Annotated in this window: 12 protein-coding genes and 1 pseudogene; 4 read left to right on the top strand and 9 right to left on the bottom strand. The window is 69.5% G+C overall.

Annotated features, from left to right (window positions below):
• Positions 1–177: 177 nt before the first annotated feature.
• On the top strand, positions 178–1356 hold the full coding sequence (locus tag BKA18_RS22735) for an MFS transporter (RefSeq protein ID WP_429638766.1): 1179 nt from the start codon (positions 178–180) through the stop codon (positions 1354–1356).
• A gap of 392 nt (positions 1357–1748) precedes the next feature.
• Entirely contained in the window at positions 1749–2114 is a 366-nt protein-coding gene (locus tag BKA18_RS22730) for a hypothetical protein (RefSeq protein WP_006603579.1), read from the top strand.
• A 207-nt stretch (positions 2115–2321) separates the two neighbouring features.
• Here the strand turns inward: BKA18_RS22730 and BKA18_RS22725 are convergent.
• From BKA18_RS22725 to BKA18_RS22705, 5 genes and pseudogenes are all read right to left on the bottom strand, one after another.
• Positions 2322–2609, bottom strand: a pseudogene (locus BKA18_RS22725) (NUDIX domain-containing protein); the annotation flags it as partial.
• A 9-nt stretch (positions 2610–2618) separates the two neighbouring features.
• Entirely contained in the window at positions 2619–3209 is a 591-nt protein-coding gene (locus BKA18_RS22720; protein WP_366044421.1) for a Uma2 family endonuclease, read from the bottom strand.
• 123 nt (positions 3210–3332) lie between these two features.
• Positions 3333–4610 (bottom strand): thymidine phosphorylase, encoded by a 1278-nt coding sequence (locus tag BKA18_RS22715; RefSeq protein ID WP_366044422.1) that lies wholly within the window; start codon positions 4608–4610, stop codon positions 3333–3335.
• A gap of 252 nt (positions 4611–4862) precedes the next feature.
• A complete protein-coding gene (locus tag BKA18_RS22710) occupies positions 4863–5726 on the bottom strand; it encodes a hypothetical protein (protein WP_366044423.1) in 864 nt (287 codons plus the stop codon).
• Between the two features lie 403 nt (positions 5727–6129).
• The gene (locus BKA18_RS22705; protein ID WP_366044424.1) at positions 6130–6519 is read right to left on the bottom strand and encodes a hypothetical protein; all 390 of its coding nucleotides are present in this window, start codon (positions 6517–6519) and stop codon (positions 6130–6132) included.
• A gap of 333 nt (positions 6520–6852) precedes the next feature.
• On the opposite strand from BKA18_RS22705, the gene BKA18_RS22700 reads away from it, so the two are divergent.
• Both BKA18_RS22700 and BKA18_RS22695 read left to right on the top strand, forming a co-directional pair.
• Complete coding sequence (locus BKA18_RS22700) at positions 6853–7608, top strand: DUF5919 domain-containing protein (protein WP_366044425.1); 756 nt, start codon at positions 6853–6855, stop codon at positions 7606–7608.
• Positions 7601–8068, top strand: a complete 468-nt coding sequence (locus BKA18_RS22695; protein ID WP_366044426.1) for an NUDIX hydrolase — start codon at positions 7601–7603, stop codon at positions 8066–8068. The genes BKA18_RS22700 and BKA18_RS22695 overlap by 8 nt, the downstream gene beginning before the upstream one ends.
• Before the next feature lie 224 nt (positions 8069–8292).
• Here BKA18_RS22695 and BKA18_RS22690 read toward each other — a convergent pair whose 3' ends face one another.
• Genes BKA18_RS22690 through BKA18_RS22675 form a run of 4 tightly spaced genes read right to left on the bottom strand, consistent with a single transcriptional unit; the run spans position 8293 to position 12780 of the window.
• On the bottom strand, positions 8293–8706 hold the full coding sequence (locus BKA18_RS22690) for a cytidine deaminase (RefSeq protein WP_366044427.1): 414 nt from the start codon (positions 8704–8706) through the stop codon (positions 8293–8295).
• A complete protein-coding gene (locus BKA18_RS22685; RefSeq protein WP_006603590.1) occupies positions 8703–9995 on the bottom strand; it encodes an ABC transporter permease in 1293 nt (430 codons plus the stop codon). The genes BKA18_RS22690 and BKA18_RS22685 overlap by 4 nt, the downstream gene beginning before the upstream one ends.
• Positions 9992–11107, bottom strand: a complete 1116-nt coding sequence (locus BKA18_RS22680; RefSeq protein WP_366044428.1) for an ABC transporter permease — start codon at positions 11105–11107, stop codon at positions 9992–9994. The genes BKA18_RS22685 and BKA18_RS22680 overlap by 4 nt, the downstream gene beginning before the upstream one ends.
• Positions 11104–12780 (bottom strand): ABC transporter ATP-binding protein, encoded by a 1677-nt coding sequence (locus BKA18_RS22675; RefSeq protein WP_429638765.1) that lies wholly within the window; start codon positions 12778–12780, stop codon positions 11104–11106. The genes BKA18_RS22680 and BKA18_RS22675 overlap by 4 nt, the downstream gene beginning before the upstream one ends.
• Between the last annotated feature and the right edge of the window lie 96 nt (positions 12781–12876).

Raw genomic sequence — 12876 nt, 5'->3', positions numbered from 1 at the left:
TTGGACGCATGAAACGCAGAGGCCTACTTTCGAACCATGCCTCCCGCTGATACCGGGGCGTCCGTCACCGACCGTGCGGCCGCCTCTCCCCTGTCGTCCACCGGCTCCTCTTCTTCCGCCGCCGCGACCGACCCCGAGTCGGCCAAGCTGCGGCCGGGCGGCCCCGGCTACCGCCGGATGAGCTTCGCCCTCTTCGCCGCCGGAGTGGCCACCTTCGCGCTGCTCTACTCCACGCAGGCGCTGCTGCCCGCGATCTCCACCGACCTCGCGGTGAGCCCCGACCAGGCCAGCTGGACCGTGTCCGCGGCCACCTTCGGCCTGGCGCTCGGCGTGATCCCGCTGAGCGCGGTCTCCGAGCGCTTCGGCCGGCGCACGCTGATGACGGTGTCCCTCACGGTGGCCACGCTGATCGCGATGCTGGTGCCGTTCGCCCCGTCGCTCGGCGTGCTGATCGCGCTGCGCGGCATCCAGGGCGTGGCGCTGGCCGGGCTGCCGGCCTCGGCGATGGCGTTCCTGGCCGAGGAGGTACGGGCCAAGGCCCTGGTGGCGGCCATCGGGCTGTTCGTGGCGGGCAACAGCATCGGTGGGATGTCCGGCCGGATCGTGACCGGCTGGGTGGCCCAGGCCTGGGGCTGGCGGGCCGCGCTCGGCGCGGTGGGTGTGCTGGCCGTGGTCTGCACGGTGACCTTCCGGCTGCTGGTCCCCAAGGCCCGGCATTTCGTGTCCCGTTCGGTGGGCCCGCGGGCCCTGGCCCGCACCCTCGGCGGCCACCTCGCCGACCCGCTGCTGCGCCGGCTCTACGCCATCGGCGGGCTGTTCATGACGGTCTTCGGCGCGGTCTACACGGTCATCGGCTACCGCCTGGTCGCCGATCCGTTCAACCTCCCGCAGGGCATCATCGGGTCGATCTTCGTGGTCTATCTGGTCGGTACGGTCTCCTCGGCCGCGGCCGGCCAGCTGGTCGCCCGCACGGGCCGTCGCGGCGCTCTCTACCTGGCCGTCGGCACCACCTCCACGGGCCTGCTGCTCTCGCTCGCCGACTCCGTGTACGCCGTGCTGGCGGGGCTCATCCTGATCACCGCGGGCTTCTTCGCAGGCCATGCGGTCGCCTCGTCCTCGGTCAGCCGCACGGCCAAGACGGCCCGCGCCCAGGCATCGGCCCTCTACCAGTGCGCCTACTACACCGGCAGCAGCCTGGGCGGCGCGCTCGGCGCCGCCGCCTTCTACGCCGTCGGCTGGGAGGGCACCGTCCTCCTCGGCCTCGTCGCGATGGTCGGCGCCGCCTCGATCACCCTCTACGCCACCCGCAAGGCCGTGGCCGAACGGCGCCTGCTCCACCTGGAGAAGGCCGCGTAACACCCCTCAGTCCGAAGGGCCCGTCCTGCCACCTGTCCTGGTGGGGCGGGCTCTTCGTCGTTCCGGGAGACCCCCACCCACCGACCTGGTGGGGGCGAGCCCTGTGTCGTCAGACGGCGCCGAGAGGGAAGGCGCTGATGTGGACGGTGAGGCCGAAGGGCTCGGGGCGGTTGCCGTTCGCTCAAGCCGTGGTGGGGACCGGCGCCCTGCACGGCTGTACCCAGCCAAGCCCCCGCGGTGGTGCGGCCGGCTCGTGCCTCATCCTCCGGTTACGTCGCCCGTAGACTCCGGGACCTGTGCGACGAGTTCGGCCCCCTGAGCCGCGACCACCGCGTGGCTGAGCTGGGGGTGGAGATCGCCACGCTGACCACGCCGTGACGAGAGGGGATGGCATGTCGCAGACCGAGGGTGCACGACTGTTCCGGGAGACCTGGATTGCGGGAGTGCACCAGCACTTCCCCGGGGAGCCGAAGGCGGGCTACGTCACTCCGTGGGCCGACACCCCGCAGTGGGAGCGCGAGGCCGCCGGGTCGGTCTACGCGCAGGTGCGCCAGTTCATCGAGATCAGCGACGGGCACACGTCCAGGCTGTCCCGGGAGCAGAAGGGCCGCTTCGTCGCGACCTGTTGGACGGCCCAGATGTTCAAGCACTTCGACGACCCGAAGCCGGGATACGTCGCGGACTGGCCCGACCTTCCATCCTGGCAGCAGGAGACCGACGCCGACATCTTCGAGGCCATCGAGAAAGCGCTGAGCTGACCACGGGAAACGTTCCCCGCTGGTCAGCGCGTGCCCTCTCCGCCCCGGCCCGGTCGCCGTCCGCCGGGTGCCGCCCGCCGGGTGCCGCCCGGCCTTCTTCCGCCGTGTGGTGCGGACAGCGGCCTCGTCAGGCCGTACGTCCCTTCCGCCGAGAGTCGGCCGCGGTGGCTTTCGAGGCCCGGCTGCGGGAACTCTTACCCTGCCAGGTCAGCGGATCGCTTCGTCCATGAGGACGTAGAGCAGCCCGACGAGGGAGCCGCTGCTGACGATCTCACGCCGGTCGATCATGCCCCGGACGTCGGCCAGCGGGATCCACTCGATCCGGTCCGACTCGTTCTTCTCGGTCGGCGGACCCTCGTACGTCGCCCCGTCGGCCCGGAAGACGTAGTGCTGGGAGTCGGTGATGCCATTGGCCGGCTCGGCGTAGATCAGCGGTTTGACGGGATCGGGGCGCCAGCCGGTCTCCTCCAGGACCTCACGGGCCGCTGCATGTGCGGCGCGTGGTCATCGCAGCAGAAAGGCATCCGTGCCGATGGTCACGCCGAACGGTTCGGGCAAGTGGATCGGCTCACCGAACTTCGAGGCAGTGCGCGTGCGATACGCATCGCCGTCGGGCTCGCCGTAGAGGATAAGGGCCGGGCCGTCCGGGTCCCACGGGTCGACAAGCAGGTAGAGCGGGACGCCCGCGCAGGCATATCCGGCGCGCTTCGGGGTCCGTGCGTGCCCCCTGTTCGTCTCCCAGGGGACCTCGACGACGAGTTCGGCGGCTGCGGTGGGAGTGACGTGACCGGTCGCGCTGAGTCCCGCTTTGGGCACCACGACAAGGTGCGGAACGTAGATTCCCTGGCGCTCGGGAAGGGCGAGGCCGAGTCTCTGATAGGCACCCCAGTCCTCCGGCATGACGGAATAGAGGGGGCGCTGCAGTTCACTGACGATCACGTTCTGCAGAGTGCCGCGCGGCGGCGCCACGGTGATGACGCCGTCAATGATCTCCACCATGCAGCCCTCAGGGGCCGCGGTGTCCTCCCAGATCCGGACGAGGGCATCCCAGACGCGGCCCTCCTGTGGGAAATGCTCGGCGGTGAGTGCGATCACGGCGGGCTCCTCGGCTTCGACGTACCGCCGACTTCAGCACGCCGAACGGGACCCGCGGCAGCCCGCTGATCCCGTTCACCCGTACGAGCCGCGCCCTCAGCGGCCTCCGGCCGCGGGCCCAGGTCAGGCGATACGTTCCCGCACCACCGGGGTGGCGGTGAAGGCCGCGTCCTCGGGGCCGACGAGGACGCCGCCGTCGAGGGCCTCCAGGGCGTAGGGGAACTTCTCGGGGGTGTCGGTGTGCAGGGTCAGCAGGGGCTGGCCGGCGGTGACGGTGTCGCCGGGCTTGGCGTGCATCTCGACGCCCGCGCCCGCCTGGACCGGGTCCTCCTTGCGGGCGCGGCCGGCGCCCAGGCGCCAGGCGGCGAGGCCGACGGCGTAGGCGTCGAGGGTGGTCAGGGTGCCGGAGGAGGCGGCGGTGACGACGTGGTGTTCGCGGGCGACGGGGAGGGTCGCGTCGGGGTCGCCGCCCTGGGCCGCGATCATGCGGCGCCAGTGGTCCATGGCGGAGCCGTCGGCCAGTGCCTTGGCCGGGTCGGCGTCCTTGAGGCCGGCCGCGTCGAGCATTTCGCGGGCGAGGGCGAGGGTGAGGTCGACGACGTCCTGGGGGCCGCCGCCGGCCAGCACCTCGACGGATTCGCGGACTTCGAGGGCGTTGCCGGCGGTCCGGCCGAGCGGGGTGGCCATGTCGGTGAGCAGGGCGACCGTCTTCACGCCGTGGTCGGTGCCCAACTCGACCATGGTGGAGGCGAGTTCGCGGGCGTCATCGAGGTGCTTCATGAAGGCGCCGGAGCCGACCTTGACGTCCAGGACGAGGGAACCGGTGCCCTCGGCGATCTTCTTGGACATGATCGAGGAGGCGATGAGCGGGATGGACTCGACGGTGCCGGTCACGTCGCGGAGCGCGTAGAGCTTCTTGTCGGCGGGGGCGAGGCCGTCGCCGGCGGCGCAGATGACCGAGCCGACGTCGCGGAGGACGTTCAGCATCTCGTCGTTGGAGAGGGTCGCGCGCCAGCCGGGGATGGCTTCGAGCTTGTCGAGGGTGCCGCCGGTGTGGCCCAGGCCCCGGCCGGAGAGCTGCGGGACGGCGGCACCGCAGGCGGCGACGAGCGGGGCGAGCGGGAGGGTGATCTTGTCGCCGACGCCGCCGGTGGAGTGCTTGTCGGCGGTGGGGCGGGGCAGGGAGGAGAAGTCCATGCGCTCGCCGGAGGCGATCATCGCGGCGGTCCAGCGGGCGATCTCCGTGCGGTTCATGCCGTTGAGGAAGATGGCCATGGCCAGGGACGACATCTGCTCATGGGCGACCTCGCCGCGGGTGTAGGCGTCGATGACCCAGTCGATCTGATCGGGGGTCAGCTCGCCGCGGTCGCGCTTGGTGCGGATGACGGAGATGGCGTCCATGGACGGTTCCTTTCGAACGGGTGGGTCCGTTCTACACGCATAGACGGTGGGGTGGCCAGGGGCGGCGGGCGGCCCGTCCCTGGGGGCGGCCCCTGGCGGCAGCGCTGGGCGCGGTGTGCTGCATCCGGTCGGCGAAGCGGCCTGTCGCGAGCAGTGGCGGGAAGGACACGGGGGATGGGCTCTGAGCCGTGGGGCTCAGAGCCCATCCCCGGGTTCCCGCGTGCGGTTCGTCCCTGCTCCGGCCCCGGGCCCTTACTTCGGCTCCAGCTCCTTGCAGTCGATCGACCGCTTCTTCAGTTCGTCGTGCGTGCTGTTCTTGTCTCCGCTGGTCGCGCCCGCGCACAAGTTGCGGGGGGAGTTGGGCGCGGTCAGGCCGACTTCCACCTGGGCGTTCCACTTGGCGTCCTTGTCGCCGTCCGGGTCGTAACCGTTCCCGTTCGCGTCGGCGTTCGGGTTCACCAGGTGGCCGCGCTGCTCGATCGCGCCGCGGCGTCGCTGCCCGGTGGCGTCGATCGTGACCTCCTGTCGGTAGCGGGTCGCCTGGATGATGTCCTCGGGGTTGATGTGCCGGATCGCGGCCCATTCCTCCTGGCTGCGGAAATGGTCGAGGTCGGAGCCCGGGGTGATCTGGTCCGGAAGGTAGATCATGTTGCCCTGTCCGCGGATGTCATAGACCCAGCCCTCGTAGACATCGGTTCTCGTGCCGTCCTCGTTGGTGCGCACGTTGCCCGTCGGCTGGAGGGCGAACGTCTGAGCCGGGTCGGGGTCGGCGCTGGTGCTGATGTAGCCGGAGTCCTGGTGCTCGGTGCCCCCGTGCAGGTGACGCGGCAGGTCGTAGTTCGTGCCCCTGGAGGTGAATCCGTCACGGAACACCACGTTCGGATCGCGGGTGGATCCCTGGATGATCGGTTCCCCGCGATAGACGACGCCCGGCACCTTCCTGCTGGTGTCCAGGTCCTTCTGGTGTATCTCCACCTTGCCGTCGCTGTTCCGCATCGCCTGTGCGGGGCCCGCGGTCCCCACGAGGGCGCCGCCCGCGACGGAGATCATCGCCACGAAAGTGATCAGTACGCGGTACAGGGAGGTGCGGCCTTCCGTGCGCCCACCTCGTGTCATATCCGTACTCGGTCTCGTCATTGGGTTCTTTCTGTCCGGCGCCGGCCTATGACCGATCGCACTGTCGCGAATTTCCTCGACGCCGATTCCCCGATCGGCGGTGCGGGCAATTCAACGAAGCGACGCAACAGTCCGTCTACGAAATCCCGGTAAGACTGCGGAAATCCGAATTGTCCGTTGCGGGGGCCGTTGTTCAGAACCTCTCCACCACGAGCTTCGAGGACATCGACCACGAGCCCGGAGGCCGTACGACCACAGGCTTGGCGGCCTTTCACGGCTCCTGTCGACAGGCGCGGCCGAGCGGCCGCGACACGCAACTGCAGCGGCTTGTACTCGGCATCCGCCGCGGTATCCCCCGCCTTCGCGCGCGGCCGCGACCGCCTGCCCGCGCACCGCGCCCGGATCATCCGAACGCCTCCGCCGGGAGGTGCAGCCCGCCGTTCTCGCCACTGTCCTCGCCATTGCTGTCGTGGTCAGTGGGACCTTCATCGGCATCGGACCAGTCGTCGTCCGGCACGGGCAGGCGCGCGCCCCGGCTCTCCGCCACCCGGCGCACATCGACGAGGGAGCTGAGCAACTCCACGGCCAGCAGGTGAATTTCTCCGGGAGTCCACGTCCGGGCCGCAAGGATGCGGCATGCCTCCTCGATGAGTTCACCGGCGGAGTCGAGCTGCGCCGCCTCCATCTCGTCGGCGATACGGGACACGTAGCCGGTCCCGTCGCCTACGAGGAAGCACGGGCTCCCGTCCGCGCTCGGCCAGGGCAGTAGCCGCGGGGTATCGGTTGGGGGCATCAGCCTGCCGCCTTCGTAGCGTGAATCCAGCGGGGGCCGGCCTCGGCTCCGTACGTCACGGGCAAGGAGCCGGCGGACCGATGGCGTCCTCGCGAGAGCAGTACCAGCTGCCACAGCGGCGCGACCGCTCTCGCGATGGTGTGGGGCATGTCGTCAACCTCCCAGGGGTTGGTGGCCAGGCCCCCGACGCATGCCACTCCTGCAGCGTCGCGGGGGTTGTGCTCTCGCCGCCACGCTTCCGCGCTTGGCCGGGCGTTCCTACTCCGCTCCGCGGCCGTTGGACACGGAGACGACGTACCGCGTGAAGCGTGCCTAACGTCCTGAGGGGTACTTGTGAACGAAGCACTACGCCGCGCTCTGCTGCAGGCGCATCTGACGGATCGCCAATTAGCCGAGAGGTGTGGCGTCGACATCAAGACCGTCGGCCGATGGATCACCGAGACCGGACGCGTTCCCCACGCCCGGCACCGGTGGGCCGTCTGCGAGGCGCTCGGAGAGGACGAGGCGGTGTTGTGGCCAACAGCCGCAAGGAAGGCGATAAAGGTTGGTCCGGACCGCGAGGTCGTTTCCGTCTATCCGTACCGGTCCGGCTGCCCCGCCTCGCTGTGGCGATCTCTGATCACCAAGGCGGAGCGTGAGCTGACCTTCGCGGGTTACACCAACTACTTTCTGTGGCTCGAACAAGCACGGTTCGGCACAGCACTACAGCGGAAAGCCACCCATGGGTGCCGAGTTCGGTTTCTTCTCGGTAGTCCCGACAGCGACCTCACGCGCTCACGCGAGCGCGATGAAGATGTCGCACTCACCTTGTCGACGCGTATTCGCGTGACACTCGCCGAGCTGGAGAAGATCAGAAGGCAGCCAGGAATTGATGCGAGATTCAGCGATGGGCACGCGCACCTTTCCGTGTTCCGCTTCGATGACGACATGATCGTTACGCCGCTGCTGACACACAGTGTCGGGCACGATGCCCCCACACTGCATCTACGGCGCCACCAGGACGACGGCATGTTCGACCGCTTCGCCTCGCACGTGGAAGAACTATGGGGCAGGGGAAATCCGGTGTGGGAAAGCGGCGGCAATGGGTAGGCGCGACTACGAGAACGACCCTCATGCTCCCGCCGCGAACAGCTTGGTTCCGGCGGCGTCGGCGATCGTGGTCGACGACTGCGGGCGCGTCCTGCTTCAGCGTCGGCGCGACAATGGCATGTGGGCACTTCCCGGTGGCGCCATGAATATTGGCGAGTCACTGCCGGAGTGCGCCATTCGGGAGACTCGCGAAGAGACCGGGTTCCAGGTCGAGATCGCGGGAATCGTCGGCACCTACACGAACCCCCATCACGTCTTCGCCTACGACGATGGCGAAGTGCGGCAAGAGTTCTCCGTCTGCTTCCTGGCGAGACCCCTGAGTGGCCAACTCGCGGTGTCCGAAGAATCAACGGACGTCCGATGGTTCGAGCCCGGAGAAATCGACGCGCTCCCGATGGTCCCCAGCATCCGAAAACGCCTGAACGACTGGCGGGATGGCGAGATGCCAGCCGCTCGGTAGACGACACACGGGAGGCGCCTCTTCCCCATCCTCTTCGGCCGTCGCGTCTGGAAATTGCGGAGCCGTCACTGAACAGCGGGTGAGGCTGTTGCGACGGTGGCGGTGGGGGAACTGGCGCAGGCCTGAGGTCAGTACGGTGCCGCGGTCGTCTCCAGCCAGTGCAGATACGCATCCGCCCCGGCAACGATCGGAACTGCCGAGCATTGGCCGGCCCGCCGCCCCCGTCACCCCCTCAAATGCCCCGCCCCGAACGCATCCGGCAGCAGCTCCGACAGCGGGCGGATGCCGGCCGCGGTGTCGATCAGCAGGTCGGGGCCGCCGTGTTCCCACAGCAGCTGACGGCAGCGGCCGCACGGGACGAGGAGGTCTCCCGCGCGGTCGACGCAGGTGAAGGCGGTCAGCCGGGGGGCAGGTCCGTCGCTGGTGCGCCGGCCCGCGAACAGGGCGGAGATCAGGCCGCATTCGGCGCAGAGGGAGAGGCCGTACGAGGCGTTCTCGACGTTGCAGGCGGTGAGGGTGCGGCCGTCGTCCACGAGGGCGGCGGCGCCGACGGGGTAGCGGGAGTACGGGGCGTAGGCCCGGGACATCGCGTCCCGGGCCTGCCCTCGCAGCGACTCCCAGTCGGGAGCGGTGGTCACTTGCCCTGGCCCCTTCGGTAGATCTTGCCGATGGCCTTCGGGGGCCGCAGTCGCTGGGCGGCCAGCGCGAGCACCAGCAGCGTGGTGATGTACGGGGCGACGCTGACGATCTCCAGAGCGACGGTCGTCGTGGTGAGGTACCAGACGGCGAGCAGCACCGCGCAGACCAGGCTGATGACGGCCTGGGTGCGGTAGCCGGTGCGCAGCTTCCACACCGCGAGGCCGACGAGCAGGACGGCGAGCAGGAGCAGCAGCGCATGGACGGTGGGGCCGCCGCCGCGCAGCTGGAGCGCGTCCATGAAGCCGAACAGGCCGGCGCCCATGGCGACGCCGCCCGGCCGCCAGTTGCCGAAGATCATGGTGGCGAGGCCGATGTAGCCGCGGCCGCCGGTCTGGCCGTCCTGGTAGATGTGCACATAGATCGCGAGGAAGGCACCGCCGAGTCCGGCCAGCGCACCGGAGACGACCACCGCCGCGTACTTGTAGCGGTAGACGTTGACGCCGAGCGATTCGGCCGCGATCGGGCCCTCGCCGCAGGAGCGCAGCCGCAGCCCGAAGGAGGAGCGCCACAGGACGAAGAAGGTGAGCACGAAGAGGACGGCGGTCAGCACCGTCAGCCAGGAGACATTGCTGACCAGGGAGCCGCAGATGCCGGCCACGTCGGAGACGAGGAACCAGTGGTGCTGCTCGATGGAGTAGAGCCAGTCGGACAGGCCGGGGACGGTGAAGGTCGGCATGTCGGGCATCGGTGGCGACTGCTTGTCGTTGCCGCCGGCCGCGGCGGCCGCGCTGCCCTCCGCGCCGAACCACAGCTTGGCGAGGAACTGGGTCATGCCGAGCGCCATGATGTTGATGGCGACGCCGGAGATGATGTGGTCGACACCGAAGGTGACGGTGGCGAGGGCGTGCAGCAGTCCGCCGAGCGCGCCGCCGAGAACGCCGGCCAGCGCCGCTGCCCAGGGGCCGTGCTCCCAGCCGACCGCACCGGCGGAGAAGGCGCCGAGCATCATCATGCCTTCGAGGCCGATGTTGATGACGCCGGAGCGCTCGGCCCACAGGCCGCCGAGACCGGCCAGGCCGATCGGCACGGCGGCGTTGAGTGCCGCGGTGTACTGGCCGGATTCGGTCAGGTTGTTGGCGCCGGTGATGACCCGCAGCAGGGACAGCAGGATGAGGGCGCCCGCGATGATCAGCAGCACCTTGGGATAGGTGAGCTTCATCCTGGGGGGCTTGGTCTTGTGCTTGTGGCCGGTGCTCTCCGCGACCGGTGCAGTGAGGTTCGTACTCACGAGGACACCTCCGCCTTCTCGGTCTTACGGGCCTGGGCGGCGAGCTGCTCGCCGACCTGCCGCTGCTGGAGTCTGAGGCCGTAACGGCGCACGAGCTCGTAGGCGATGACGACGCAGAGCACGATGACGCCCTGCATCACGCCGACGATCTCCTGCTGGTAGTCCTCGAATTCGAGCTGGGTGCCGGTCCGTTCGAGGAAGCCCCACAGCAGCGCGCCGACGGCCATGCCGACCGGGTGGTTACGGCCGAGCAGCGCGATGGCGATACCGGTGAAGCCGATGCCGACGGGGAAGTCGGTGCCGTAGTTGTACGACTCGCCGAGCAGCGTCGGCATGCCGATCAGGCCGGCCGCGGCGCCGGACAGCAGCATGGACGTGACGATCATGCGCTTGACGTGGACGCCGCCGGCCTCGGCGGCGGGCTCGGACTGGCCGACGGTCCGCAGGTCGAAGCCGAAGCGGGTGCGGTTGAGGACGAACCAGTACACGAAGCCGGCGACGACGGCGACGACGAGGAAGCCGTCGAGGGGCTTGGGGGTGGTGGGGATGGTGAAGAAGTGGCTGGAGGCCGGCAGGTTGGGCGTGTGGAAGAGGTTGCCGTCCTTCTTGGCGAGGCGGCCTTCCTGGAGGAAGTAGCCGATGACCGCGGCCGCGATGGCGTTCAGCATGATCGTGGTGATCACTTCGCTGACGCCGCGGGTGGTCTTCAGCAGACCCGCGATGCCCGCCCAGACCGAGCCGACCAGCATCGCGACGAGGATGATCAGCGGAATCTGGAGGAAGCCGGGGAGCGTCAGGGCACCGCCGACCACCGCGGCGAAGAACGCCGCGATGCGGTACTGGCCGTCGACGCCGATGTTGAAGAGGTTCATCCGGAAGCCGATGGCGACGGCCAGCGCGGACAGGTAGTACGGGACCGCCTTGTTGATGATCCAGACCTGGCTGTCGCTCTTCGAGCCGAAGTCGGCCATCACGGCGTAGGCGTGGAGCGGGTCCTTGCCGGTGGCCAGGATGATCACCGAGGTGATCAGCAGGGCCGCCACGATGGCGAGGACGGGGGCGGCGATCCCGAGGATCACCTTGTTCTTGTCGAACCTGGCGAACTTCTTCACTCGGAATCACCTTCCTCCGTCGACGGGCCCGCGGCGGAGCCGTTGTCAGATGCTTCGAGGTGGCCGGTTGCGGCGCCGGTCATGGCCGAGCCCAACTCCTCCGGGGTGATGGTGGCGGGGTCCGCGTCGGCGACCAGCCGCCCGCGGTACATGACCCGCAGGGTGTCGGACAGCCCGATCAGCTCGTCGAGGTCGGCCGAGATCAGCAGCACGGCCAGCCCTTCCCGGCGCGCCTCGCGGATCTGGTCCCAGATCTGCGCCTGGGCGCCGACGTCCACGCCCCGGGTGGGGTGTGCGGCGATCAAGAGCTTGGGGTGGTGGCTCATCTCGCGGCCGACGATCAGCTTCTGCTGGTTGCCGCCGGAGAGCGAGGCCGCGGTGACCTCGATGCCGGGGGTACGGACGTCGTACGCGGCGACGATCCGCTCCGTGTCGGCGCGGGCGGCCTTGAGGTCCAGCAGCCGGCCCTTGGCGTTGGGCTTCTCGGTGACGTGGCCCAGGATGCGGTTCTCCCACAGCGGGGCCTCCAGCAGCAGGCCGTGCCGGTGGCGGTCCTCGGGGATGTAGCCGATGCCGTCCTCGCGCCGGGTGCGGGTCGGCGCGTGGCTGATGTCGGTGCCGTCCAGCCCGATGGTGCCGCTGTCGGGGTCGCGCATGCCCATCAGCGCCTCGACCAGTTCGGCCTGGCCGTTGCCCTCGACACCCGCGATGCCCAGCACTTCGCCCTTGCGGATGGTCAGCGACACATCGTCCAGGACGGTACGGGCCACTCCCTCGGCGTCGGTGGTGGTCAGCCGCAGTCCTTCGACCTTCAGCATCTCCACGTCCGTGACCGTCGACTCGCGGGTCTGCGGCGACGGCAGCTCGCTGCCGACCATCAGCTCGGCGAGCTGCTTGGGCGTGGTCTCGCCGGGGACGACGGAGCCGACAGTGGTGCCGCGCCGGATGACGGTGATGTCGTCGGCGACCGAGAGCACCTCGCCCAGCTTGTGCGAGATGAAGATGACGGTCAGGCCCTCGGCCTTGAGCTCCCGGAGGTTGTCGAAGAGCGCGTCGACCTCCTGGGGGACCAGGACCGCGGTCGGCTCGTCGAGGATGAGGGTGCGGGCGCCGCGGTAGAGGACCTTGAGGATCTCCACGCGCTGGCGGTCGGCGACGCCGAGGTCCTCGACGAGGACGTCGGGGCGGACGCCGAGGCCGTAGCGGTCGGAGATCTTGAGGATCTCGGCGCGGGCCTTGCCGCTGATGCCGTGGAGCTTCTCGCCGCCGAGGACGACGTTCTCCAGGACGGTGAGGTTGTCGGCGAGCATGAAGTGCTGGTGCACCATGCCGATGCCGCGGGCGATGGCGTCGGCCGGGCTGTGGAAGCTGACCTGTTCGCCGTCGATGCGGATGGTGCCCTCGTCCGGCTTCTGCATGCCGTAGAGGATCTTCATCAGCGTGGACTTGCCCGCGCCGTTCTCACCGACGAGCGCGTGGACGGTGCCGCGGTGGATGGTGATGTCGATGTCGTGGTTGGCGACGACGCCCGGGAACCGCTTGGTGATCCCGCGGAGTTCCACCGCGGGTGCTGCGGCGGGGGCGCTGCCTGCCTGGGGGCTGCTGGACGCTTTGATGGCGCACTCTCCTCGGGGGACAGGGAGTGGTACGGAGGAGCGGGGAGGCGACGGTATCGCGCCAACTCCCGCGCTACGCGCGTAGTGTCGGCGCCTGAAAAAGCCGAAAGGGCTGCCGGGTCGCTCCGGCGAACGGGCCTGGCGCGGCGGCTC

The sequence above is a fragment of the Streptomyces auratus genome (assembly GCF_050433025.1).
GTDB classification, from domain to species: domain Bacteria; phylum Actinomycetota; class Actinomycetes; order Streptomycetales; family Streptomycetaceae; genus Streptomyces; species Streptomyces sioyaensis.
This window is presented reverse-complemented; position numbering and strand designations above follow the sequence as displayed.